19 protein-coding genes are annotated in these 25,121 nt (G+C 71.6%); 11 read left to right on the top strand and 8 right to left on the bottom strand.

Going from position 1 to position 25,121, the window contains the following annotated elements:
• Positions 1 to 173: 173 nt before the first annotated feature.
• From WMF14_RS44020 to WMF14_RS44010, 3 genes are read left to right on the top strand one after another with little or no spacing between them, the layout of a single operon-like run.
• Positions 174 to 869 (top strand): YggS family pyridoxal phosphate-dependent enzyme, encoded by a 696-nt coding sequence (locus tag WMF14_RS44020; protein ID WP_437796402.1) that lies wholly within the window; start codon positions 174 to 176, stop codon positions 867 to 869.
• On the top strand, positions 866 to 1,450 hold the full coding sequence (locus WMF14_RS44015) for a TlpA family protein disulfide reductase (protein WP_437796401.1): 585 nt from the start codon (positions 866 to 868) through the stop codon (positions 1,448 to 1,450). The genes WMF14_RS44020 and WMF14_RS44015 overlap by 4 nt, the downstream gene beginning before the upstream one ends.
• On the top strand, positions 1,447 to 2,835 hold the full coding sequence (locus tag WMF14_RS44010) for a replication-associated recombination protein A (protein WP_437796400.1): 1,389 nt from the start codon (positions 1,447 to 1,449) through the stop codon (positions 2,833 to 2,835). Before WMF14_RS44015 ends, WMF14_RS44010 begins: the two co-directional genes overlap by 4 nt.
• 29 nt (positions 2,836 to 2,864) lie before the next feature.
• Here WMF14_RS44010 and WMF14_RS44005 read toward each other — a convergent pair whose 3' ends face one another.
• Positions 2,865 to 3,197 carry a tetratricopeptide repeat protein gene (locus WMF14_RS44005; RefSeq protein ID WP_272101909.1) on the bottom strand — a complete coding sequence of 111 codons (333 nt, stop codon included), beginning with the start codon at positions 3,195 to 3,197 and terminating at the stop codon, positions 2,865 to 2,867.
• Positions 3,194 to 3,715, bottom strand: coding sequence for a hypoxanthine phosphoribosyltransferase (hpt, locus tag WMF14_RS44000; RefSeq protein WP_157907284.1), 522 nt, complete (start codon positions 3,713 to 3,715; stop codon positions 3,194 to 3,196). The genes WMF14_RS44005 and hpt overlap by 4 nt, the downstream gene beginning before the upstream one ends.
• 162 nt (positions 3,716 to 3,877) lie before the next feature.
• Between hpt and WMF14_RS43995 the strand changes: the two genes are divergently transcribed.
• Positions 3,878 to 4,324, top strand: coding sequence for an acyl-CoA thioesterase (locus tag WMF14_RS43995; RefSeq protein WP_437796399.1), 447 nt, complete (start codon positions 3,878 to 3,880; stop codon positions 4,322 to 4,324).
• Between the two features lie 46 nt (positions 4,325 to 4,370).
• On the opposite strand, the gene WMF14_RS43990 is transcribed toward WMF14_RS43995, so the two are convergent.
• Both WMF14_RS43990 and WMF14_RS43985 read right to left on the bottom strand, forming a co-directional pair.
• Positions 4,371 to 5,669: a hypothetical protein gene (locus WMF14_RS43990; protein WP_437796398.1), complete on the bottom strand. Its 1,299-nt coding sequence runs from the start codon at positions 5,667 to 5,669 to the stop codon at positions 4,371 to 4,373.
• Positions 5,666 to 6,421: an HAD family hydrolase gene (locus tag WMF14_RS43985; protein ID WP_272101912.1), complete on the bottom strand. Its 756-nt coding sequence runs from the start codon at positions 6,419 to 6,421 to the stop codon at positions 5,666 to 5,668. The genes WMF14_RS43990 and WMF14_RS43985 overlap by 4 nt, the downstream gene beginning before the upstream one ends.
• A gap of 217 nt (positions 6,422 to 6,638) precedes the next feature.
• Between WMF14_RS43985 and WMF14_RS43980 the strand changes: the two genes are divergently transcribed.
• Entirely contained in the window at positions 6,639 to 7,031 is a 393-nt protein-coding gene (locus tag WMF14_RS43980) for a hypothetical protein (protein ID WP_437796397.1), read from the top strand.
• Between the two features lie 30 nt (positions 7,032 to 7,061).
• Here the strand turns inward: WMF14_RS43980 and WMF14_RS43975 are convergent, their stop codons facing one another.
• On the bottom strand, positions 7,062 to 10,037 hold the full coding sequence (locus tag WMF14_RS43975) for a carboxypeptidase regulatory-like domain-containing protein (protein WP_437796396.1): 2,976 nt from the start codon (positions 10,035 to 10,037) through the stop codon (positions 7,062 to 7,064).
• 108 nt (positions 10,038 to 10,145) lie between these two features.
• The gene (locus WMF14_RS43970) at positions 10,146 to 11,408 is read right to left on the bottom strand and encodes a LeuA family protein (protein WP_437796395.1); all 1,263 of its coding nucleotides are present in this window, start codon (positions 11,406 to 11,408) and stop codon (positions 10,146 to 10,148) included.
• Between the two features lie 178 nt (positions 11,409 to 11,586).
• On the opposite strand from WMF14_RS43970, the gene WMF14_RS43965 reads away from it, so the two are divergent.
• The 6 genes from WMF14_RS43965 to WMF14_RS43940 all read left to right on the top strand — a co-directional run bounded on the left by WMF14_RS43965 (position 11,587) and on the right by WMF14_RS43940 (position 19,251).
• A complete protein-coding gene (locus WMF14_RS43965; protein WP_437796394.1) occupies positions 11,587 to 13,881 on the top strand; it encodes a heme lyase CcmF/NrfE family subunit in 2,295 nt (764 codons plus the stop codon).
• Entirely contained in the window at positions 13,878 to 14,450 is a 573-nt protein-coding gene (locus WMF14_RS43960; protein WP_437796393.1) for a cytochrome c-type biogenesis protein, read from the top strand. Before WMF14_RS43965 ends, WMF14_RS43960 begins: the two co-directional genes overlap by 4 nt.
• Positions 14,447 to 15,322 (top strand): hypothetical protein, encoded by an 876-nt coding sequence (locus tag WMF14_RS43955; protein ID WP_437796392.1) that lies wholly within the window; start codon positions 14,447 to 14,449, stop codon positions 15,320 to 15,322. The genes WMF14_RS43960 and WMF14_RS43955 overlap by 4 nt, the downstream gene beginning before the upstream one ends.
• Complete coding sequence (locus WMF14_RS43950; RefSeq protein ID WP_437796391.1) at positions 15,319 to 16,956, top strand: carboxypeptidase-like regulatory domain-containing protein; 1,638 nt, start codon at positions 15,319 to 15,321, stop codon at positions 16,954 to 16,956. Before WMF14_RS43955 ends, WMF14_RS43950 begins: the two co-directional genes overlap by 4 nt.
• A gap of 30 nt (positions 16,957 to 16,986) precedes the next feature.
• Positions 16,987 to 17,859 carry a formylglycine-generating enzyme family protein gene (locus WMF14_RS43945; RefSeq protein WP_437796390.1) on the top strand — a complete coding sequence of 291 codons (873 nt, stop codon included), beginning with the start codon at positions 16,987 to 16,989 and terminating at the stop codon, positions 17,857 to 17,859.
• A 150-nt stretch (positions 17,860 to 18,009) separates the two neighbouring features.
• Complete coding sequence (locus tag WMF14_RS43940) at positions 18,010 to 19,251, top strand: CinA family nicotinamide mononucleotide deamidase-related protein (protein ID WP_272101921.1); 1,242 nt, start codon at positions 18,010 to 18,012, stop codon at positions 19,249 to 19,251.
• 39 nt (positions 19,252 to 19,290) lie between these two features.
• On the opposite strand, the gene clpB is transcribed toward WMF14_RS43940, so the two are convergent.
• Together clpB and gyrB are read right to left on the bottom strand one after the other, a co-directional pair.
• Positions 19,291 to 21,900 carry an ATP-dependent chaperone ClpB gene (gene clpB, locus WMF14_RS43935; protein WP_437796389.1) on the bottom strand — a complete coding sequence of 870 codons (2,610 nt, stop codon included), beginning with the start codon at positions 21,898 to 21,900 and terminating at the stop codon, positions 19,291 to 19,293.
• A gap of 267 nt (positions 21,901 to 22,167) precedes the next feature.
• Entirely contained in the window at positions 22,168 to 24,666 is a 2,499-nt protein-coding gene (gene gyrB, locus WMF14_RS43930; RefSeq protein WP_437796388.1) for a DNA topoisomerase (ATP-hydrolyzing) subunit B, read from the bottom strand.
• Positions 24,667 to 25,121 lie beyond the last annotated feature (455 nt).

Below are 25,121 nucleotides of genomic sequence, written 5' to 3'. Positions count from 1 at the left end.
CCGAAAAGCGCCTCGATCGCGTCGCTGTCGACGCGGTGCTCAGGCACACTCTGGCACGCCGCTCGGGCGGAGGGATCCGACATTTCCCTCCGCGCCGCGACCTGCGCGGACCCGTCCGCTGCAGGGCGTCCCCCTGGTGTCCACGGCGGCAGCTCGCGGTATCGTGCGGCGTGATGTCGGAAGACCTGGGGAACGTCGCGTCGCGGCTCGAAGAGGTGCGGCGCCGGATCGCGAGCGCCGTCGCGCGGGCAGGGCGCGGGCCAGAGGAGGTCCGGCTCATCGCCGTGTCCAAGGGGAAGTCCGCCGAGGCCATCCGCGCCGCCTACGCCGCCGGGCAGCGCGATTTCGGCGAGAACTACGCGCAGGAGCTCGTCGAAAAGGCCGAGGCGCTCGCCGATCTCGACGGGCTCGTGTGGCACGCCATCGGCCAGCTCCAGAGGAACAAGGCGAAGCTCGTCGCGCGCGCGGCGCACGTCGTGCAGTCGGTCGACAGGGAGGAGCTCGCCGTGGAGCTCGATCGGCGCGCGGCCGCGCTCAATCGCACCCTGGACGTCCTGCTCGAGGTGAACGTCGGCGGCGAAGCCTCGAAGGGCGGCTGCGCCCCCGGCGATTTCGCGCCGCTCCTCGGCGCGATCGCCCGGTGCGCCCACCTCCGGCCGATCGGCCTCATGACCATCGCGCCGTTCCTCGAGGACCCGAACGACGTCCGGCCGTTCTTCGCGCAGCTGCGCGCCCTGCGCGACGCGCACGGCGGTCGGGCCGTGCTGCCCGAGCTCTCGATGGGCATGTCGCACGATTTCGAGGCAGCCATCGCGGAAGGCGCGACGTGGGTCCGCGTCGGCACCGCCATCTTCGGAGCCCGCGGATGACGGCGAGGTCCGCCGCCTCGCGCCTCGGCTCGGCCATCCCCGCCGGCGGCGCCGCGCGCGGCGCCGCGTTGGCCACGTGCGCGCTGCTCTTGCTCGGGTGCGGGCCGGGCGCGATGCCCGCGTCGGTGCGCCACCCGCTCGTCGGCAGCGCCGCGCCGGAGTTCCACGCAGAGTCCACCGCGGCGGTCACCGTCGGCGTCCCCGGCACGCGGAGGACGCGGGTCACCGTGATCGACTTCTGGGCGTCCTGGTGCGCGTCGTGCAGCCGGACCATGCCCGCGCTCGACCGGCTCTGGCGCGAGCGCAAGGCGGACGGGGTGGCCGTGATCGGCGTGAACGTCGACGACTCGGAGGCCGCCGCGGAGGCCGCCGCCTACGAGCTCGGCGCGACGTTTCCCATCGTCGCGGATCTCGATCAGCGGCTCACCGGGACCTACGGCGTCGCGCAGGTCCCCCTCACGTTCGTGGTCGACGCCGCGGGCACCGTGCGCTGGGTCGGCCACGATCCGGCGAGCGCGCGCCGCGCCGTCGAGGTCCTCCTCTCGGAGCGCCCCGCGGGGGCGCGGTCGGTCTTCGAATGAGCGCGCCCCGGGGCGGCGGCGGCGCGCGACGGCGGCCCGCGGGCGACGAGCCGACGCTCTTCGACGCCGCCCGGCAGCGGGAGCCCGAGCTCAGGGGCACCGTGCCCCTCGCCGAGCGCATGCGCCCGCGCTCGCTCGAGGACATGATCGGCCAGGGCCACCTCCTCGGCGAGGGCAAGCTGCTCGCGCGCGCGATCGCGGCCGACCGGATCCCCTCCATGATCCTGTGGGGCCCGCCGGGCGCCGGAAAGACGACGCTGGCGCGCGTCGTCGCGCACACGACGAACGCCCGCTTCGTCCCCTTCAACGCCGTGCTGGGCGGCGTGCCGGAGCTCCGCGAGATCCTCGCCCAGGCGCGCACCGCGCGGTCTTACGAGGGCAAGCGGACGATCCTGTTCGTCGACGAGATCCACCGCTTCAACAAGGCCCAGCAGGACGCCTTCCTGCCGCACGTCGAGGACGGGACGATCACGCTCATCGGGGCGACCACCGAGAACCCCTCGTTCGCGGTCAACGCGCCGCTCCTCTCCCGTTGCAAGGTCTTCCGGCTCCAGGGCCTCGGCGCGTCAGAGCTCGTCGAGCTCCTGCGCCGCGCCCTCGAGTCGCCCGCCGGGCTCGCCGGCGCGATCGCCGCCGACGACGACGCGCTCTCGGCGATCGCGGCGCTCGCGCAGGGCGACGCGCGCAGGGCGCTCACCACGCTGGAGATCGCCGCGGACGAGGCGGCGCGCGCGGGCGCCCCCACGATCACGCGCGAGCTCATCGCCGGCACGAGCGAGCACAAGACGCTGCTCTACGACAAGGCCGGCGAGGAGCACTACAACGTCATCAGCGCCTTCATCAAGTCGATGCGCGGCTCCGATCCCGACGCCGCCATCTACTGGCTGATGCGCATGATCGAGGCCGGCGACGACCCGCTCTTCCTGCTGCGCCGGATGATGATCTTCGCCTCCGAGGACATCGGCAACGCCGACCCGCGCGCGCTGGAGATCGCCGTCGCTGCCGACGCCGCGTTCCGGCGCATGGGGATGCCGGAGGGGCTCTACCCGCTCACGCAGGCGGCGCTCTACCTCGCCACGGCCCCCAAATCGAACGCCTGCAAGACCGCCTGGCAGTCGGCGCAGGCCGCCGTGCGCGAGCACGGCGCGCTCCCGGTCCCGCTCACGCTGCGCAACGCCGTCACGCGGCTGATGCGCGACGAGGGCTACGGCGAGGGATACCGCTACGCGCACGACGAACCGGGCGGCGTCGCGCTGGGCGAGGCCTACCTCCCCGAGCCGCTCGCGGGCAGCCGGTTCTACGAGCCGACCGACCGCGGCTACGAGCGGACCATCGGCGAGCGCCTCCGCCGGAACCGCGGCGAGGGGGAGGGCAAGGGCGGCTGAGGCGCGGCGCCGGCCCAGCCGTCAGGGCGTCACGCGTCGTCGTCGTCGCCGCCGCCCGCGCCGGCGAGCGCCTGCTGGAGCTCGCTCAGCGCGTGCTGATCTCCCTTGCTGCGCGCGACCCCGATGCCGTCGGCCAGCCACGCGCGTCCCTCGTCGAGGCGGCCCGCCTTCACCAGCGTCGTCCCGCACATGAGGTACATCGGCACGTACGTCGGCTCTATCGCCCGGAGCGCGACGAACGTGGCGAGCGCGTCGTCGTGGCGGCCTTGCCCCGCGTACTCCAGCGCGAGCGCGTACCAGTGGAATGGATCCTTCGACCCGTCCCGGGTCATCTTCTCGAGCATCAGCAGCCGCTTGCTCACGTCGCCTCCACAACGCCGATGAACGGCAGGTTCCGATAGCGCTCGGCCCAGTCGAGCCCGTAGCCGACCACGAATTTGTCCTCGATCGTGAAGCCCAGGTAGTCGATCGGCACCTCGACCCGCGCGCGCGCCGGCTTGTGCAGGAGCGCGCAGACCTTGACGCTGTTCGGCATCCTCGTGCGGAAGAGCTGGAGCAGGTGCGAGATCGTGAGGCCCGTATCCACGATGTCCTCGATCAGGAGGATGTCCTCACCCTCGATCGGGCGGGTGAGGTCCTGCGTGATCTGCACGACGCCGGTCGAGGCCGTGCCCTCGCCGTAGCTGCGCACGCCGAGGAACTCGATGCGCACCGGGAGGTCGATGTGGCGCGCGATGTCGGCGGTGAACACGAAGCTCCCCTTGAGCACGGAGACGAGCACGAGCCGGCGCTCCGCGTAGTCCCGGGTGATCTGCGCGCCGAGGTCGCGCACGCGAGCGCCGATCTGTTCGGCGGACAGGAGCGTCCGGACATTCGCCATGCCGCCCGCTAACATCGCGGCGCCCGCGCCACCAGCGCCGAGGCGGGCTCTCTGTCGCCGCGCGCTCGCCGCGCGCCGCGATCCCATGTCGTGCGGAGGATGCCGCGCGCTCGCTCTGCTGCTGCCCGGGTCGAAACTGGGTTAGTCTCTGCGCCTTCCGCGATGCCGCTCCCTTCTCTGCCCGACGCGCCCCCGCACCTCACCTCGCGCACGCCCCTGGCCGTCCGCTTCTGCGAGACGGATCTCATGGGCATCGTCCACCACGCGAACTACGTCATCTACCTGGAGGCTGGCCGCATCGACTGGCTGAAGCGCCGCGGCCTCTCCTACGAGGAGATGGTGCGGCGCGACCTTCACCTCGCCGTCGCGGAGCTGCGGATCAAGTACCGCCAGGCCGCGCGGTTCGGCGACGAGCTCGTGGTCGAGACGACCTGCCGCGAGGTCCAGCGGGTCACCGCGCGCTTCAGCTACCGGATCCTCCGGGGCGAGGACGTGATCTGCGACGGCGACATCCTCCTCGCGTGCCTGGGCTCGAACCTGACGCTGACGCGGATCCCGGACGACATCGTCCAGCTCCTGGCGAGCCACGAGACGGCGGCCGATCGCTAGGGCAGGGGACGCCGACCTCGCTTCCGCCGCCGTCCGCCGCCCCGCTTCAGCCGCCGTCCGCCGCCTCGGCCCCGCTGCGCACGATGCGCGCCGGCATCTCGACCGTCTGCGGCGGCTCGATGCGCTCGCCGAGGAACGTGCGCCACTGGACGACGTAGCGCCCGCGCAGGGGCCCGATCACGTAGCGCTCGCTCGTCGGAGGAACGGCGACCGCGGGGATCCCGTCGACGAGCAGGTAGAGCAGCGCGTCGGTCTGGTTGACCGCGACGAACCCTTCGCCGGGCGCGCCCGGGTCGACGCTCGCGGGCAGCTGGAGCGGCTCTTCTCGGATGGCCGCGAGCTCGTCGCGCGTCAGGAAGACGCCGCCCTGCGCCGACGGGAGCCCGGCGGCGGCATACGCGGCGCTCGGGGGCGGCATGAGCATGTCGGTCGAGATCAGGTCCGTTCGCCGGGCGATCGACGTTACCTCGAACGCGACGCCGCCGCCGCCTTGCCAGGCATAACTCGCGTAGAGCGGCACCTCGCCGGCCACGCACTCGGGCGACTTCGGATCCACGCCGAGGATCTCCAGCAGCGCCCGGCAGAGCAGCGGCCCCCCGTCGCCGGCCTCGGGGACCCTGCCGAGCTCGACGTACAGCGCGCCGAGGCTCCCGTGCACCTCGACCTTGCGGACGTCGAGATCGAGCCGCTTGCCGTCGCCGACCGGGCGCGCCGAGCCCGTCGACAGCGGCGTCACGTCGACGCGCCGCTCGCCGAGGAGCGTGCGGAGCGCCCCCGGCGGCACGACCCGGTACTGGGTCAGGGACGGCCAGAGCAGCACCTCGCCGTACACGTCATGGCGCGCGCGGAGCTCGGAGCCCGCGGGCAGCGGGAGCGCCCGCGACGTGAACTGGACCCGCATCCGGCCCGTCTCCGCGAGCTCGACCTTCCACGTCAGCTCGGTGAGCTTCTGCGCCGCGTGGATCCCGGAGGACGCCACCTCGGGCGCCTTGGGAGGCTGCGGCACGTCGCGGAAGCGAAAGGCCGCCTCGAGCGTGACGCCGGGGAGCTCGCGGGGCGAGAGCGCGTCGTCCGGCAGGGGGGTGGCGGGCGAGAGCGGCAGCGGCGACTGCGGGCTCGCCTCGGACATGATGAGCCGGCCGTAGTCGTCGGCGATGATCTTCGCCGTCGCCTCGGCGACGGAGGCGTCGAGCAGGTCCGGCGTCTCGTTCGCGAGCGGCGCGGGGAGGATCTTCGCGTTCGGGCTCGCGCCGGCCTCCACGGGATCGACGGGCGCGTGGCGCGACGGCTCGCACCCGGCGGCGGCGAGCAGCAGGAAGGCCGCGGCGACGCGCGCGGCGATCACGGCTCCCGCTCGAACGTGTGGATCACCTGCACGCGCGCGTCGAGCGGCGGCGGGTCGGGCGCGCACTGCGTGTCCAGGAAGACCGCGGTGCAGCGGGGATGGCAGCCCAGGAGCAGGTTGCAGTTGGCCGCCTCGTTGTCGAACACCGCGATGACCTGCCCGAGCCGCGAGAGCTGCGGCGCGACGCTCCGCTTGAACTCGGTGTCGGGCATCTCGAACCTCGGCTTCACGACGAGCTCCGTGCCGATGATCCCGATGGGGAAGCCGAGATCGCGCAGGCTCGCGAACGAGCCGAGCGCCATGTTCGGCAGGTCGCGGCCGGTGAGGTACACGAGGGTCGCCCCCGCCGCGTGGCAGTCGCGCGCGTACTGGCTCGCGCCGGGCACCTCGACGTCGTGCCGGATGTGCGGATCGTTGAAGAAGCGGGCCCGCCAGAAATCGAACGCGTGCAGGTGGAGCGCCTCGTCGTCGATGCCGAGCCGCCGCAGGTTGTCCTGGAACCCGTACACGATGCCGTCGGGCGACGCGCGCTCGAGCAGGCCGGCGGCGTGCGGGTGCTTGCGGCGCCACTCCTCCGCCAGCTCGTGGAGGATCGCGACCACCCGCGGCCGGTTGTCCATGAGGGTGCCGTCCAGATCGAAGACGATCACGGGAGGCCCCTCCGACCGATCGGCCGCGCGCTCGACGATGGATCTCAGGAGCCGCGTCCGCTCGAGAGGGACGAGGCGCTTCTCGTGAAACAGCGTGCTCAAGGTCGTCGCGCCGCGGAAACGCGCGTCCTCCGCGCGGATCCTCAGGGCGGAACCCTAGCGCGAACTCGCCCTCCCCAGAAGCGGCGGCGCCCACCCCCTCGCCAGGCCCTGCGACCCTGCGTAAGTGTGCAGAAATATCCTACATTGTTGGCCTATCCATTCCGCTCTTCGTAGGATTTTCCAAATCAGGACCCCTCGAGGCTCCGAAGGAAGGCCCATGCAGAACCGCATCAAGACCGCTCTGGCCCTGGCGATGGCGACGACCGCCGTGGTGGGCTGCTCGAAGACCCCTCGCGATCGTCTGCAGGGGCGCTGGTATGGCGATGCCATCGAGAACGCCCCTGTGGATCAGCTCACCAAGGCGACCGGATGGGTGAAGGGAACGGCGCTCGAGTTCAACGGCAGCAAGGTGACGGTGACCGTGCCCGCGGAGACGCCGCGCAGCGGCACCTTCAAGGTGACGAAGGCGGACGGCGATCAGGTGACCGTCGCGTTCCTCCGCCCCGAGGGCGGGCTCGACGAGGCGGCGTTCCGCTTCACCGCGGATCAGACGCTGCGCTGGGAGATCGGCGACGGCCGCAGCATCGTGCTGACGAAGGCGAAGAACTGAGCTCGGCCGGCGCCGCGGGCGCCCGGCCGGCTATCGCCGCACCCGCTCCCTCCGCACCCGCGTGAGCCACCGCGCCTCGCCGCGAGCGCCGTCCCGCGCGAGCAGCACCACGACATCCTCCGATAGCGGCCCGGTGAGGCGCCGCCGCGCTTCCTCGATGGAGCGCACGTCGACGCCGTTCACGGACAGGAGCCGATCGCCGGGCTCGATGCCGGCCTCCTCGGCCTCGCTCCCGGGGGGCACCGACACCACGGTCACGGTCCTCCGCTCCTCGCCGAGCGTCACCGCCAGGCTCCCTGCGCCCTTCGGGTCTTGCCGCGCGGCGTCTCCCGGCAGCGCGATCCTCACGCGCTCGGTCGTCCTGCCGGCGCGGACCTGCACCGGCTGCGACTCGGCGCGCCCGAGATCCGCGCTGTACGCCTCGATCACCGCCGTGCCCTCGGGCAGCCCGCCGAGCTGGAACCGCCCGTCGCGGTCGGTGGTCACGACGCCCGGCGGCAGCGGGCCGAGCGGCAGGTACGTCGGCACGCGGTCGCGCGCCACGCGGGCCCCCGCCACCGCGTCGCCGCGCTGATCGACGACCTGGCCGGCGACCTCTCCCGCCTCGGACAGGTCGATGCGCCCGAGGTCCGTCGGGCGATCGGGATCGCCGGCGATCGTGACCCGCAGCGTCGCCGGCGCGTACCCGTCGCGGCTCACCGTCACGCGGAACTGGCCCGGCGCGAGGTCGGCGAGGGTGAAGGCGCCCTCCGCGTCGCTCGTGGCGCGGCGCGGCCCGGTCGTCGAGAACAGCGTGACCCGCGCGCCCTCGAGCCGCTCCCGCCCGCCGCGCCCGGTCACCGTGCCGGTGGCCTTGAGGGCGGCGCCCATCTCGAGCCGCAGCTCCTTCGGCGCGGCGTCGACCTGCTCGACGCGCGGGGACTTGCCGGAGCGCACAAGGCTTACCCGGAGCGGCAAGCCGGCGGCGTCGGGCAGCAGCGCGTCGCCGTCGTCGTCCGTGAACAGCGTCTTGCGGAGCGGAACGGCCACGTCGAGCGAGAGCACGCGCACCTCCGCGCGATCGAGCGGGTAGCCGCGATCGTCGGTGACGTGGATGGCCACCGCCTCGCGCACCTTCGGGAGGACGACCTCGATCTCCTTGCGGTCGCGCTCCGGGACCTCGACGACGAGCCGCGCCACGACGTCGCCCGGCGACTCGGCCCGGGAGACGGAGACGAGCACCTCGTCGGGGACCGCGGCGAAGGCGAACGTGCCGTCGTCCGCGGAGTACGTCACCCGCTCGAGCGAGCCGGCGATCGCGGCCAGCTCCACGCGCGCGCCGGCGACCGGCTTGCGGTCCTCCTCGAGGACGCGGCCCTCGAGCAGGCCGCCCTGGCGCATCACCACGCGCACGTGGGCCTCGCCGCCCGGCTGCAGGGTCACGATCTCGCTGGGCGTCTCGACGTACTCCGGGTGCCGGACGATCGCGTGGACGCGCCCGGGGGTGACGGGCTCGGCCCGGAACGTGCCGTCGGCGCGCGTGACCCAAGGCTCGCCCGACCGCACCGAGGCGCCCGGCAGGACCGCATCGCCATGCGGCAGGTCCGGGATGGGGCCCGGCATGACGCCGAGCTCGCCCGCGGGGACCAGCGGCGCCGGGCCGGGCAGGGCGCGCTCGAACTGCTCTTCCCTGAACTCGGACATCGCGGTGGTCTCGTCGATGGGCATCCCCTCGGCGTCGGCGCCCACGACCTCGATCGTCGCGCCCGGGACCGGGTAGCCGCGGTCGTCGACGACCTCGCCCACGAGCGCGCCGCCGCGGAGCAGGGGGATGCGCACCTCGGTGGCGCCTGCGTCGACCTGCACGGCGTTCCTCGGCACGAAGCCGGCCGCCAGGGCCGAGGCGCTCGCGTATCCCGGCGCGATGGGCCCGAGCGTCACGGACCCGTCGTCGCCCGTGCGGCCGTGCAGCGGGAACGCCGACAGGCCCTGCTCGACGAGCACGACGTTCGCGCCCTTCACGGCCGGCGCGTCCTCGCCGTCGCCGTCGGTCACGAGGAGCCGCACGTGGCGGCCGGGCCCGAGGACGAGCTTCACCTCCTTGCCCTCGCCGCGCCTCACGGGCACGGCCAGCGCCGTCGCGCTGACGGCGGCGCCGCGCCGGGCCTTGAGGTCGTACACCCCGTCGCGAAGCCCGGCGATCCTCGCGGCGCCCGTCGCGTCGGTGGTCGTGCTGCGCGCTGGCCAGAGGCCGGTGCCGGCGGCGAGCACGGTCGCGCCTTCTGCCGGCTGCCCCTCCGCGTCCACAACGCGGACCGTGAGGGCGCCGAGCCGCTCCATGCGGAGCCTCAGCGGCGCCGGCCCGGGCACGATGCCCGTCCGCACGGTGTCCTCGAAGCCGAGCGCCGACGCGCGGACGACGTAGGGCGCCGCCCCGAGCCGATCGAACCGCGCGCGGCCGCCCTCGGCGGTGGTCGCCACGAAGGGGAGGGGATCGGCGGTCGCCACCGTCACCTCGGCGCCGTCGATCGGGCGCTCGGCCTCGTCGACGACCAGCACGTCCAGCACCTTCGCGGGCCGCAGCACGAGGTCGACGGCGCGGGGGCCTGGCTCGAGCGCGACGCGGGTCGAGGCGCGCGCCCGCTCCGCGCCGTACGCCATGATCCAGGCCTCCCCGGACGGCAGCCCGGCGAAGCGAGCCTCGCCCGAGGGATCGGTCCTCTGCTCGCCGGCGAAATAGGCGCGGTCCTCGCGCATGGCGAAGACGCGCACGGTGGCGTCCTTCAGCGGGCGCCCCTGCTCGTCGCGCACGGTGGCGGTGAGCTCTGCCGCGCGCCCTTCCACCCACGCGGGCACCGGCGGCGCCGGGATCGGCGCCCCCGGCAGGAACCGCGGCCCCAGATCGCGCAGCGTGGTCGCAGCGAAGAAGCAGACCAGCGCGGCGAGCGCGGCCAGGACGGTATCGAGTCGCGACCGGCGATCGGCCCGGTCGGCTTCGGCTGCGGGTTGCTTGTCCTGCTCGGCCACGGCCTGGATTTCTACTCCGGATCCGTGAAAACGCCGAACGTCCAGGCGCCGTTCCCGCCGCCGTCGCCTGATCGCGCGACGCCGCGACGCCGCGCAGACGCCCCGGGATCAGGCCTGGCGGCCGCGGTGCAGCTCGATCACGGCCTGGATCTCCTCCTCGGACAGGATGTGGTCGGTGGCCTTGGCCTTCGCCAGGATGGCGTCGACGAGCTCCTTCGAGGGCTCGATCTTCCGCTGCCGGAGCCAGTAGTTCACGTTGGAGGCCCCGGACATGTAGCCCACGCAGATCTCCTGCTTTCGCCCGAACATGCCGGCGGGGACGCCGGAGTAGATCCGGTCGGCCATCCAGGCGTCGCCCTTCGACTCGGCCTTGATGATGGCCGCCGCGTGCACGCCGGTCGCCGTGCGGAAGGCGTCCCGTCCGACCAGGGGATAATTGATGGGCACCTCCCAGCCGACCGCCTGCGCGGCCGTCGTGCAGTACTCGAGGAGGTGGGTGAGGTCCTGGTGCTCGAGGAGGCCGAGGAGCTTCATGTTGAGCAGGATGAGCTCCATCGCGGCGTTGCCGACCCGCTCGCCGATCCCGAGGGCGGTGCCGTGCACCCGGTCCGCGCCGAACTGGAGCGCCCAGATCGCGTTCTCGAGCGCGAGGCCGCGATCGTTGTGGCCGTGCCAGTCGATGCCGACCGACGCCCCGGCCCCCGCGACGATGGCCCGCGTGAAGTTGATGAGGTTGCGAACCCCGTCCGGCGTCGCGTGCCCGACGGTATCGCACAGGCATAGCCGGGACGCGCCGTGATCGATGGCGACCTTGAAGAGCGTCGCCAGCACCTCGGGGCGCGAGCGCGTCGTGTCTTCCGTGACGTAGGCGACGGGGAGCCCGGCCTTCACGCCCGCGTCGATCGCCGCGGCGCTTCGCTGCGCGATGAGGTCGACGTCCCACGCCTCCGCGAGCTGGCGGATCGGGCTCGATCCGATGAAGGCGTAGATCTCCACAGGGATCCCTGCGCGCTGGGAGATCTCGATCATGGGCGTGATGTCCGAGACGACCGTGCGGCCTGCGCAGGCGACGCGGAGCGGCAGGTTGTTGTCGGCCACCTCCCTGCACATCCGGAGCACGTCCTCGAACGCCCGCTGCGAGCTGCCGGGCAGGCCGACATCGGCGATCTGGATGCCGATCTTGGCCATCAGGTGGAGCAGCTTGAGCTTGCGCTCGATGTTCGGGTCGGCGACCGATGGATTCTGCAGGCCGTCGCGCAGGGTCTCGTCGAAGAAGCCGATGTTCTCCGGAATGACCCGCCCGACGCGCCCCACCTCGTTCCAGTCGTAGATCAGCTCGGTCGGGCGGGTACCGGAGGCAGCGATCGCCATGCACTATTATAGTGCGCCGCGCTCGACCCCGGACCTGAAACGAAGCTCTTCCGGGCTCTCGACATGACGCACGGCGCAGGTGAAGACGCAAACGTCTTCGAGCACGCACCACGCACCACCCACCGCTGCGGTGCGCTGGCCCTGCGCGCCTGGCAAGCCTAAGCTTGCGGCCACGACGATGTGGCAATCCCTACCTGAGTTCGGGACCGGCGTCCTTTACGCCATTCTGGTGACCGCGGCGTACACCTTCGCCGTCGGGCTCGCGTCGGCGCGCGGGCGGCCGCGGCTGCTCCAGGCGGCGCGGCTCGGCGCGTACGGCACGATCGCGCTGGTCGGCCTCGCGGTGCTCGTGCTGGCGTACGCCTTCGTCAGCCACGATTTCCGCATCGCCTACGTCGCGCAGTACAGCGACAGGTCCATGAGCACGCCGTACCTCATCGCGGCGCTCTGGGGCGGGCAGGACGGCTCGCTGCTCTGGTGGATGTTCCTGACCGCGCTCTTCTCGGGGACCTGCGTCATCTGGCTGCAGCGCCGGTATCTGGAGCTCCAGCCTTACGTCATCGCGACGCTGATGAGCGTCCTCATCTTCTTCTCCGCGCTGATGATCTTCGCGGTGAACCCGTTCCGGACGAGCGTGGCGGGCGCCCCGCTCGACGGCAACGGGCTGAACTACCAGCTGCGCAACTTCTACATGATCATCCACCCGCCGAGCCTCTACATCGGCTTCACGAGCGCGGCGGTCCCGTTCGCGTTCGCGATCGCCGCGCTCGCCACCGGCCGGCTCGACAGCGAGTGGATCGTGGCGACGCGCAAGTGGATGCTCTTCTCCTGGCTGTTCCTCTCCATCGGCAACGTGCTCGGGATGCTGTGGGCCTACGAGGAGCTCGGCTGGGGCGGCCCGTGGGCCTGGGATCCGGTCGAGAACGCCGCGTTCCTCCCGTGGCTCACCGCGAGCGCTTACGTCCACTCGACGATGATCCAGGAGCGCCGCGGCATGCTGAAGGTGTGGAACGTCTCGCTCATCTGCGGGACGTTCTTCCTCACCATCTTCGGCACCTGGCTCACGCGGTCCGGCCTCATCGCGAGCGTCCACTCGTTCGCCCAGTCCGGCATCGGCATCTGGTTCGTCGGCTTCATGGCCGTGATCGTGGCCACGTGCACCGCGCTGATCGTCTACCGCCTGCCGCGGCTGCGCAGCGACGGGCAGTTCGAGTCGATGCTGTCGCGCGAGGCCGCGTTCCTCTTCAACAACTGGGGCCTCTTCAGCATCATGATCTTCATCGCGGTCGCGACGGTGTGGCCGCGCATCAGCGAGTGGCTGCTCGATCAGAAGTCGACGCTCGGGCCGACGTTCTACAACATGTGGCTGCCCCCGGTCGCGCTCGTGGTCTTCCTGCTCATGGGCGTCGCGCCGCTGCTCGGGTGGCGGAAGACGTCGCCGGAGCTCTTCCGGAAGAGCTTCCGCTGGCCGGTGCTGGTCACGGTCGTCACGACGGCGCTCCACCTCGTATTCGGGAAGCGGGTGGGCTTCGCCCCGTTCGTCGCCGTGGACCCGATCTACCCCGGCCAGCTCGGCGACGCGCTCGCGAAGCTCGCGTCGACCTACCCGTTCTTCACGGTGGCCATCGCTGCGTTCAACGTCGCCGTGGTCGTGCAGGAGTTCGCCCGCGGCATCGCGGCGCGGCAGAAGCGCGGGAAAGAACCGCTGTTCGCCTCCTTCTACAACCTGATCGCCAGGTCGAGGCGCCGCTACGGCGGCTACATCGTGCACGTCGGCATCGCGGTGATGTTCCTCGGGTTCGCCGGCCGCGCGTGGGGGGTCGACAAGGAGATCAGCCTCCACCCGGGCGAGTCCGTGCAGCTCGAGGAGTACCGCCTCACCTACGCCGGCCCGCGCATGGAGGTCGACAGCGAGAAGCGGATGGTCTTCGCCGACCTCGACGTCGAGCGCCACGGCGCGCCGGTCGGCCGGATCAGCCCGGCGAAGTTCATCTACAAGGCGTCCCCGGAGGCGCCGTCGACCGAGGTCGCGCGGCACATCACCGTCAAGAACGACCTCTACGTGATCATCGGGATGGCGAACCCTCAGACGAAGGTCGCTTCGTTCCAGATCCACGTGAACAACCTGATCTCGTTCATGTGGTTCGGCGCGGGCATCCTCATCCTGGGGGCGCTCGTCGCGATGTGGCCCGACATCGCGCTCGAAGAGGCCGGCGCGTTCGGCTATGTGCGGGCGGCGGGCTCCGTCACCGCGTCCGTCGTGTTCGCCTTCCTGCTCGCGGGCGGCCCGTCGCAGGCCTACGGGCACACCGTCCAGGAGGGGCTCGGGCGGCCCGTCTTGCTCGCGCCGGGCGCGGCGGACGGCGACGTCCGCGCCCCAGGCTCCGGCGCGTCGGTCGATCCCGGGCGGGCGCCCGCGATCGGTGCCATGCTCCCGACCGCTGTCGACTCGAGGCAGCCGGCGTTCGAATGAGCCGCACACGAAGACTCATCCAAGGCATCACCCTCCTCGTCGCGGGCGCCCTCGCCCTCGTCGTCCTGCTTCGCTCGCCGGAGTTCGCCCACGGGCAGCAGCTCGGGGAGGGGATGGAGCGCACGGGCGTCGTCGGCATCGCGAACGACATCGAGCGCAAGCTCTTCTGGAGCCTGATCTGCACGTGCGGCTGCCCGCGCGAGACCCTCGGGACGTGCACGTGCGGCACCGCGCACGAGCGCCGCGACCAGCTCCGCGCGGCGCTCGCGTCGGGGCTGTCGATCGAGGCCATCCAGGCCGCCTACGCCGAGCGCTACGGGGCGGAGGCGCTGGCCGTGCCGCCCAACAAGGGGAGCCAGCGGCTGCTCTACCTCTTCCCGCTCGGGGCCATCGTGGTCGGCGCGGGCATCGTCATCGCGACGCTGCGCCGATGGAAGCGGCGGAGCGACGAGGCGGGCGCCGCCGGCCAGCAGCCACCCGCGAAGGGCGTTGTCCCCGGCGCCCGTGACGATTACGACGACAAGCTCGACGAGGAGCTCAAGAGCCTGGACCGCGAAGACCGCGAATGAGCGCCGAACAGCCCGCCAAAAGCGCCGCCCCGGCCACGGCCGACGAGACCGTGACCAGGGGTACTGACTCGCCGCTGGAGCGGCAGATCATTCACTACGCCCGCTTCGGGGCGCCGCTCGTGGCGCTCGTCGGCGCCGGCATCGCGGGGCTCGTCGGTGGGCCGCCCGCGGCGATCCTCGTGCTCGCGGGCGGCGCGCTCGTCGCCGTCATCGCCATCTTCTGGGCGAGCCTCCGCGTGCTGATCGGGGAGACGCCGCTGAGCGGCGCCGACGCGTACGCGATCGGCGCGCCGCGCGCGGAGGAGGAGCAGAAGCAGGCCGTCCTGCGCGCGCTCAAGGACCTCGAGTTCGAGCGGAGCGTCGGGAAGATCAGCGATGAGGATTACGCCGAGCTCGTCGCGAAGTACCGCGCCGAGGCGAAGCGGCTCCTCCGCCTGCTGGACGCCGACGCGCAGCCGCGGCGCGAGCAGGTCGCGGCGCTCGTGGCGAGGCACCTCCGGCGCGCCGGGTTCCAGGACGACGGCGCGCCCAGGGAGCCGGACGAGGACGCCGGCGCGAGCGATCCGGAAGGCGCCGCCGCGGAGGCCAGGCCGGCGAAGCGGAGGCGCGCCAAGGCCAGGCCGCTGGAGAAGCCCGAGGGCGATCGGGAGCCGGCGGCGGACGGCGAGCGCGACGAGGCCGCGGCGACGGCGGAGCACGCGGCGACGCAGGGCGTGGCGTGCGGGGCGTGCGGCACGCTGAACGACGAAGACGCTGTGTTTTGCAAGAAGTGCGGGACGAAGCGCGCGGCGGACGCGCCTCAGGACGACCCGGCTGCGACGGACGACGCCGCCGCCAGCGCCGATGAGAACGACCGCAGGAGGGCTTCGTGATGCGCTGGACCGGGTGTACGGCGCTGGCCGCGATCGCCTCGCTGAGCCTGACCGCCGCGCAGGCGGTGCAGGCGCAGCCGGCTGCGTCGGCGCAGCCCGCGGCGGACAAGGCCGCTCCGGCGCAGCCCGCAGCTGGGAAGGCTGCTCCAGGGCAGCCGGCAGCCGGGAAGGCCGCGCCGGCGCAGCCCGCAGCGGCGAAGCAGGGGGAGAAGCCGGCGGCGCCGTCGGGCGGAGCCGCGCCTGCCGGCAGCGGCGCTCCTGCTGCGACCTCGACGGCCGCGGCGGCGGACGCGGGCGCGCCCGATGCAGCGGGCGCCCTTCCGCCGGGGCATCCCGAGGTGGGGCAGGGGCTGCCTTCGGGCCATCCGCCGGTGGGGAAGCCTCCCGCGGCAGACGCGGCCTCCCGGCGCGCCTCGGAGCAGCTGACGGGCCTGTTCGATGCGCCCGACGACACCGTCCAGGAAGACACAGGCCTTCCGCCCGGCGTCCTCGTGCTCACCGTACAGGACGCGGACGGGAACCCCGTTCCTCGCATCTCCGTCGATATCGACATCCTGCAGAGCTCGGTGTCGAGGGGCGACTCGCGCGAGCGCATGAGCCGAGAGACGGACGACGCGGGCACCCTCCGGCTCGAGAACCTCGCGATCGCCGGCGGCACGAGCTACGGCATCTCGATCACGCGCGACGGCGCGACGTTCTCGATCCCGCATTTCGGCCTCAGCGCCGAGGCCGGAAAGCGGGCCGTGCTCCACATCTACGACGCCACGCCGAACGTGAGCGGCCTGATGGTCGGGACGCAGGGCATCATCTACCTCCAGCTCCGGCAAGACTCGATCGCGGTGGAGCAGCTGTTCCAGGTCTACAACCTCGGCCGCGTCGCCTGGCTGCCTGACGAGACGTTCGCGCTCCCGCGCGACTACAAGGCCTTCAACAAGAGCGAAGGCATGGGCGAGGAGATGCGCTTCGACGAGGTCAAGGGCACCGGCGTGGCGCTGCGCGGCACCGTGAGCCCCGGCCGGCATGAAGGGCAGTTCCGCTGGCAGGTCCCGCTCCATGACGAGGAGCGGCAGACGATCCGCATCGAGCTGCCGCCGCGCATCGCCCAGATGCGGGTGATGGCCGAGGCGTCCAAGTCGATGACGCTGAACGTCGCCGGCTTCCCCGCGGCCCAGCGCACCCAGAACCGGGACGGGAAGAAGATCCTGATCACCGAGATGCAGGGCACCCGCACGGACGGCGGGATGAAGGTCATCGAGATCACGCTCGGCGGTCTGCCGACGCCGGGCGTGGGCCGGTGGATCGCGCTGCTGCTGGCCGGCGCGACCGTGATCGGCGGGACCGCGTTCAACCTGGTCCGGCGGCGCGACCAGGACCGCGGGCCCGACGACGAGGAGCGGCGGGAGCTGCTCGAGGCGCGGAACGCGCTGCTCGACGAGTTCGTCGAGCTCGAGCGCGCGCGGAAGCGGGGCGACGTCGGTCCGAAGACGTACGATCGCGTCCGTGCCGCGCTCCTCGACGCGCTCGCGCGCATCGTGGCCATGATCGAGGCCAGGCCGGCGCGCGGGAAGGCCGCTGGCGCGCGCGAGCCGGCCGGCGCGCTCAAGGCCGACGCCGCCGGATCGCCGCGCTCCTGAGGGGTGCGGGCAGCACCGGACGCCGGGCGGATGCCGGGGTGGAAGGCTGGTCTCGCCGCGGGCGCGGCCCTCCTGATCGGCGCCGTCGTCGCGCTCGCCTTCCGTCGCGCGGAGCCGCCGGCGCGCTGCGCGCCGGGGATGGTCGCGCTCGGCCCGAGGTGCTGCGGCGAAGGCCAGCGCCTCGATGATGCCGGCCGCTGCGCAGGCGCGCCGAGGCGCTGCAGCGCCGGCCTCACGGTGACCGCCGCTGGCTGCGTCGCGCCGAACGCAACCGTCCGCATCGCCGCGGGGACGCTGCGCCTCGGGCCAAGCGACTGGGAGGCGCAGGGCATCGTCGACCCGCGCGCGGTGTTCGTCCCGGCGTTCTCGCTCGACGCGTTCGAGATCACCGAGCAGCGCTACGCGGCTTGCGTCGAGGCCGGCGCGTGCGCCCCGCTCCCGCTGCGCGGCGAGCCCGGGGTCCCCGTCACAGGCGTCACCCTGGCCGAGTCGGCTCGGTACTGCGCCTTCGCGGGCGGGGCGCTCCCCTCGCGTGATCAGCTCGCCTTCGCCGCGGCGGGCGACTCGGGCCGGCGGTACCCGTGGGGAGACACCGGCGCGGTCTGCCGGCGCGCCGCCTTTGGCCTGCGAGCGGGCCCGTGCGGATGGGGCGCGACGGGCCCCGAGCTCGCCGGCTCGCGCCCCGACGGCGCCGCCGTGCATCCGGGGGGGCGGGTGTTCGATCTGGCCGGCAATGTTGCCGAGTGGGCGGCCCCCGATGCCCTCGAGGGCGAGTTCTCGGAAACTCACGGCGGATCATGGACGGATGGGGCCGCAGCCGCGCTTCGCACCTGGAATCGTCGGCTTGTCCCGGTATCCACCCGAGCCCCGGATCTTGGCTTCCGGTGTGTCTATCCACCGTAGCGCTCGCAAGCGCGCCCCGCTCGGCGGCGGGCGCGGTGGGGAGGGGGGACAAACCCACGTAGGGGGACAAACCCACCTCGCTTTCCGACCGCAAAACAATCCGGAAACGCGCTCCGGCGGCGCCGGATGGAGTTAGAGTCCCGAGTCCCAATGGCTGTCGCGCTTCTCTCGATCGGGACCGAGCTCACCCGGGGCGAGATCATCAACACCAACGAGGCCTGGCTCGCTGCCGAGCTCACCGCAGCGGGCTTCACGGTCAGCGAGTCCAGCACGGTCGACGATGACGTCGATCGCATCGTCGCCGCGGTCCGCCAGCTCGCGAGCGCGCACCGGCTGGTGATCGCCACCGGCGGCCTCGGCCCCACGACGGACGACCTCACCGCGCAGGCCGCGGCGCGCGCGACGGGCGCCGACCTCGTGCGCGACGAGAGCACGCTGCTCGCCATCCGCCGCCGCGTCGAGGCCCGGGGCAAGGTGATGAACGCGGGCCACGAGAAGCAGGCCGAGGTCCCCGCCGGGTCGGAGATCCTTCCGAACTCATCCGGCACCGCGCCCGGCTTCGGCATCCACCTTGGCGAGTCGACCGTGTTCTTCCTCCCGGGTGTGCCGCGGGAGATGAAGAGCATGTTCACCGAGCAGGTGCTGCCGCGCGTGCGGCCGGCTGCTCCGAACAACACCTTCCAGGTCCGCCTTCGCACCTACGGTCTGCCCGAGGCGACGCTCGGCGAGCTCCTGAAAGGCGTGGAGGAGGCCCACCCCGGCATCACGCTCGGCTACCGCGTGCACTACCCGGAGGTCGACGTGAAGGTCCACGCCCGCGCCGCCACGCAGTCGATGGCGCACGAGCTGGCCTTGAAGGCGACGGCCGACGTCCGTGAGCGGCTCGGCACCGCCGTGTACGGGGAGGGGGGCGACGCCTTCGCGGAGATGGTCGGGCGCTCCGTGCGCGCCCGTGGCTGGCGGCTCGCCGTGTCGGAGTCGTGCACGGGCGGCTTGATCTCTCACCTCCTCACCAGTTACCCGGCGAGCGACTACCTGGTTGGCGCCGCGGTCACCTACGCGAACAGCGCCAAGACGCGGCTGCTCGGCGTCGCGGAGGACACCCTGCGCGGCCACGGCGCGGTGTCGGCCGAGGTCGCCGCCGAGATGGCGCAGGGCGTCCGCCGCCTCTGCGAGGTCGACGTCGCCATCTCCGTGACCGGCATCGCCGGTCCGACGGGCGGCACCGCGACCAAGCCGGTTGGCCTCTGCTACTGGGCTGTATCGCACCCTGGCGGCCTCGTCGTGCGAGACCGCGTGTTCTCGGGGGATCGCGAGGAGGTCCAGCTCGGCGCCGCCTACGCCGTCCTCGACCTCCTCCGCCGCATCGCCGGCAATCTCCCTGAGCGCTGACGCAGGCCCAGCGCTGATGCAGGCGCGGGCCGGCGAGCGTCAGTTCGGCGCTGCGCGCGTGAAGGTGAGCCCTCCGGCCCCGCGGTCGATCCGCACCGTGTCTCCCTGCTTGAACTCGCCGCCGAGGATCCGCTTCGCGAGCTCGTCCTCGATGCTCCGCTGGATGGCGCGCTTCAGCGGCCTCGCGCCGTACTGCGGATCCCACCCCTGCTCGATGAGGTAGCCCTTCGCCTCGGACGAGATGGTGAACAGCAGCCCGCGTCGATCCAGGCGCTTTCGCAGCAGGTCGAGCTGGATATCGACGATCTGCTCCATCTGCTCGCGCGCCAGCCGCCGGAACACGATGAGATCGTCGAGGCGATTCAAGAACTCCGGGCGGAAGTGCTTCCGCACCTCCTCGATGACGGCCCTCCTCACGAGCTCGGCCTTCTCGTCCGCCGGCAGGTTCGCTCGCTCCTCGATCGCCGCGGCCGCCGGCGTCCCGAGGTTCGATGTCAGGATGATGATCGTGTTCTTGAAATCGACCGTGTGCCCCTGGCCGTCGGTCAGGCGACCGTCGTCGAGCACCTGGAGGAGCGTGTTCCAGATGTCCGGGTGGGCCTTCTCGATCTCGTCGAACAGCACCACGCTGTACGGCCGTCGGCGCACCGGCTCCGTGAGCTGGCCGCCCTCCTCGTAGCCGACGTACCCGGGCGGCGCGCCGATCAGGCGGGCCACCGCGTGGCGCTCCCCGTACTCGCTCATATCGAGCCGCACCATGGCCTTCTCGTCGTCGAAGAGGATCTCGGCGAGCGCGCGCGCGAGCTCGGTCTTGCCGACGCCGGTCGGCCCGAGGAACAGGAACGATCCGATCGGCCGGCGCTCGTCGCCGAGCCCGGCCCTCGAGCGCCGGATGGCGTTCGACACCGCGCGGAGCGCGTCCTCCTGCCCGACGACCCGCCGGCGCAGCTCCTCCTCGAGGCGCAGCAGCTTCTGCATCTCGCTCTCGAGCATCTTGGAGACGGGGATCCCGGTCCATTTCGAGACGACCGCGGCGATGTCCTCGTCGGTGACCTCCTCCTTCAGGTAGCTCTGCTTCGACTGCACCTGGGAGAGGGTGGCGCGGATCGACTCGAGCTGCTTCTCGATCTCCGGGATCTTGCCGTAATGGATCTCCGCGGCGCGCCCGAGGTCTCCGGCGCGCTTCAGCCGCTCCTCCTCGAGCCGGAGCTCCTCGATCTGCGGCTTGAGCCGGCGCAGCTCGGAGATGAGCTCCTTCTCGCGCATCCACTGCGCCCGCATCGCGTCGCGCTGCCCCTGGAGCTCGGCGATCTCGCGCCGCACCTCGTCGAGGCGGACCTTGCTCGCCTTGTCGCTCTCGCGCTTGAGCGCCTGCTCCTCCATCTGCAGCTTGAGCAGATCGCGCTCGACCTGATCGATCGGCGTGGGCAGGCTATCGATCTCCATCCGGATCTTCGACGCCGCCTCGTCGACCAGATCGATCGCCTTGTCGGGCAAGAAGCGCTCGGTGATGTACCGGTTCGACAGGACGGCGGCCCCGACGAGCGCCGCGTCCTGGATGCGGATCCCGTGGTGGACCTCGTACTTCTCCTTGAGGCCTCGCAGGATGGCGATCGTGTCCTCGACGCTGGGCTGCGTGACGAGCACCTGCTGGAACCGCCGCTCCAGCGCCGCGTCCTTCTCGATCCGCTTGCGGTACTCATCGAGGGTGGTCGCGCCGATGCACCGGAGCTCACCGCGCGCGAGCGCCGGCTTCAGCATGTTGGCCGCGTCCATGGCGCCCTCGGCCGCGCCGGCGCCCACCAGCGTGTGGAGCTCGTCGATGAACAGGACGATGCGGCCGTTCGAGCCCTCGATCTCCTTGAGCACGGCCTTGAGCCGATCCTCGAACTCCCCGCGGAACTTCGAGCCTGCGACCATGGCGGCGAGATCGAGCGCGGCGATGGTCTTGTCCTTGAGCGACTCCGGCACATCGCCCGCGACGATGCGCTGCGCGATGCCCTCGACGATCGCCGTCTTGCCGACGCCGGGCTCGCCGATGAGCACCGGATTGTTCTTGGTGCGCCGCGAGAGCACCTGGATGACGCGCCGGATCTCCTCGTCTCGCCCGATCACCGGATCGATCTTGCCCTGTCGAGCGAGCTTCGTGAGATCCCGTGTGTACTTCTCGAGCGCCTGGAACTTCCCCTCGGGGTCCCGGTCCGTCACGCGCTGATTGCCGCGCACGGCCGCGAGCGACGAGAGGAGCTTGTCGTACGAGAGCCCCGCTCGTTCGAAGATCGATTGGATCTCCTTGTCGGCCTTGATGCCGGCGAGCAGGACGTGCTCTGTCGAGATGTACTCGTCCTTGAGCGCCTTCGCCTCGTCTTCGGCCTTTTGCAGGACCGTGAGCGCGCGCCTCGACAGGTTCGGCTCGGCGCCGCCGCTGACGCGAGGATAGGTGTCGATCTTCGCGTCGAGGAGGCGCAGCACGCCCGCCGGATCGGCGCCTGCCTTCTGCACCAGAGGCGCGCCGACGCCGCCGTCCTGGCTGACGATCGCCCGCACAAGGTGCTCGGGATAGAGCTCGGGGTTTCCCCGACGGCTGCCGAAGTCGACAGCCTCTCGTATGGCCTCTTGGGCCTTCGTCGTCATTCGCTCGATTTTCATGGCCCCTCGAAGCTAAGGCGGGTGCCCCGCCTAGCAAGGGGACGGCCAGGCAAGCGGCTTGCCAAAAACGCTGAAGGGCGCTGATGGGACGCCGAAGAGGCGCTGAAGGGATGACGAGCGAACAGGGCAGGTGAGCGATGCAGCGGCAGCGCCGTGTCAACCCCCCGGCCATGCGCCTCGAGCGAGGGGCTCGACGCACGCACGCCCAGGCGCGGGGCGCAGGAGCCGCGCCGGGCGCGCAGGAGCCGCGCGCCCTGGCCGTGGGGCTCAGATATCGAGGTTCTTCACGTTGAGCGCGTTCTGCTCGATGAAGTTGCGCCGCGGCTCGACCTGATCCCCCATCAGGATCGTGAAGAGCTCGTCCGTCTTCACCGCATCGTCGATGCGGACCTGGAGGAGAGTCCGAGCGTCCGGGTTCATCGTCGTTTCCCACAGCTCGTCGGCGTTCATCTCGCCGAGGCCCTTGTAACGGCTGATCGAGATGCCCTTCTTGCCGCGCTCCTCGATGTACTCGACGAGCGACTCACCGTTCTCGAGGGTCTCCTCGCCGCTCGAGGTGCGCGCCCGGTACGGGGGCGCGCCGATGGACCGGAGGTCCTGCTCGATCGACCAGGCTTCCTGGTACTCCGGCGAGTTCACCAGATCCCAGTCGATGACGCTCTTTCGTGCGCTCGCGCCCGGGCGCGGCACGACCTCGATCCGGCTCGTCCCGTGCTCCGTGTCCCGGGGCGTCGACAGCGTGAGCGGGAACAGGTCCGGATAGCGCTGCTTCAGGTAGGCGCGGAGCTCGTCGGCGGCCGCGGCGACCTTCTTGGTCTCGCGCAGATCGTCGCGCCCGAGCCCGCTCGACCGCAGCAGCGCCGCCACGATCCGCGCGTCACAGCGCTTGTCGATGTTGGAGAGCACGGCGCGGAACCGCTTCAGCCGCTGCGCCAGCCGGTAGAGCGGCTGGCCCGCGATGCCCGTCTGGGCGCCGCTGGCGACGATCTCGAGCCCGTCCACGGCGTTGCCCACGAGGAACTCGTCCAGGGCGCCCTGGTCCTTCAGGTACAGGTCCCGCTTGCCCTTGCGCACGCGGTAGAGCGGCGGCTGCGCGATGAACAGGTACCCCTTCTCCATGATCTCCGGCATCTGCCGGAAGAAGAAGGTCAGCAGCAGCGTGCGGATGTGGGAGCCGTCGACGTCGGCGTCCGTCATCAGGATGATCTTCTGGTAGCGGAGCTTGTCGATCTCGAAGCCGCCAGCGTCGTTGATCCCACAGCCGAGCGCGGTGATCAGCGTGCCCACCTCGGCGGAGCTCAGCATCCGGTCGAGCCGCGCGCGCTCGACGTTCAGGATCTTCCCCTTCAGCGGGAGGATCGCCTGGAAGTGCCGGTCGCGCCCCATCTTGGCGCTGCCGCCGGCGCTCTCGCCCTCGACGATGTAGATCTCGCTCTTCTCCGGGTCCTTGGACTGGCAGTCGGCGAGCTTGCCCGAGAGCGAGGTCACGTCGAGCGAGCCCTTGCGGATCACCTCGCGGGCCTTGCGGGCCGCTTCGCGCGCCTTCGCGGCGACGACCGCCTTCTCGATGATCTTCTTCGCGCTCTGGGGGTTCTCTTCGAAGTACTGCCCGAGCTTGTCGCTGACGGCGGCCTCGACGATGCCCTTGACCTCGCTCGACACGAGCTTGGATTTCGTCTGCGAGTCGAACGACGGATCAGGGTGCTTGATGCTGAGCACGCACGTCAGGCCCTCGCGGGCGTCCTCGCCCTGCAGGCCTTGCTTCAGCTCCTTGAAGAGGTTGTGCGCGCTCCCGTAGTTGTTGATCGTCTTCGTGAGCGCGGCGCGGAGCCCGGTGAGGTGGGTGCCGCCGTCCTTGTTGTGGACGTTGTTCGTGTAACAGAAGATGGCTTCCGTATAGGAGCCATTCCACTGCAGCGCGACCTCCACGCCGACCGGCGGAGCCGCGGAGCTGCCGCGGCCGTTCGCGCCGTCGCCCGTGGCGCCGACCTCATGCTGCGACACGAAGCTGATCACGTCGTCGTGAATCGGCTCCTTGGTCTTGTTGAGCAGCGACACGAACTCGGAGATGCCCCCCTTGTACTCGTAGGCTTCCGTTCTCCCGTCAGGGCGCTGGTCGTGGAGGTGGATGATGAGCCCGGCGTTCAGGAACGCGAGCTCACGCAGGCGGCTCGCCAGGATGTCGAAGCTGAACTCGACCGTGCTGAAGACGACCGGATCGGGCTTGAAGGTGAGCTTCGTCCCCGTCTTGTCCGTCACGCCGATCCCCTTGAGCGGCGCCTTCGGCACGCCCCGGGCGTACTCCTGAAACCAGAGCTTTCCTTCGCGCTTGATCTCGAGCTTCAGCCATTCGGAGACGGCGTTCACGGCGCTCACGCCGACGCCGTGCAAGCCCGCAGAGACCTTGTAGCTGGAGTTGTCGAACTTGCCGCCGGCGTGGAGGACGGTCATGACGACCTCTGCCGCGCTCACGCCCTTGGCGTGCATCCCGACCGGGATCCCGCGGCCGTTGTCCTCGATCGACACCGAGCCGTCGAAGTGGACGGTGACCCTGATCTCCGTGCAGGCGCCGGCGAGGTGCTCGTCGACCGCGTTGTCGACGGCCTCCCAGACCAGGTGGTGGAGCCCCGATCCGTCGTGCACATCGCCGATGTACATGCCGGGTCGCTTTCGCACCGCTTCAAGGCCTTCGAGCGCCGTGATGCTGTGGGCGTCATACGACGCCTTGGTGAGGTCGGTCGGCTGGCTCAGGGTGGGTTCCGTCATCTCGGTCCTGGTGGCGCGCCCGCCGCCTCTCACCGGGGGCGCAGAGCGGCGGAGGCCGCTCGGATTGCCGGAGTTCTTGCAGTGGAGGGGCCGGCTCGATGGCAGCTCGTCTGGTGAGACCCGGGCGCCGCGGCCGCGGCGCCGGATCGATTCCGGGGCCATGAGCGTTCACGCGCGGACCGCTCGTCGATGCCCCGTAAAGACTGCGGAAATGTAGCCGAAATCAGGGGCTCGGGCAAGCGTTTCGCCGGGTCCGGAAGCCTCGTAACACCGTATTTTCGGTGCCCATCGCGGGCGCGTCCGGAGCATCCCAACTCGCGCGCTCCGGGGCCGGGATCAACGCGTTTGCCGGCGGTCGCGGCGCGGTCGGCTGACGTTCGTCGCGCGCGCCGGGCGCCGCGCGCCGGGCGTCGCGCGCGTCCGGCAGCCAGGCGGCAGCCCGGCGCGCCCGCGAC

This window comes from Sorangium sp. So ce693 (assembly GCF_051521375.1).
Lineage (GTDB): Bacteria > Myxococcota_A > Polyangia > Polyangiales > Polyangiaceae > Sorangium > Sorangium atrum.
The sequence above is the reverse complement of the archived record's forward strand: the minus strand, read 5'-3'. Positions and strand labels throughout refer to the sequence as shown.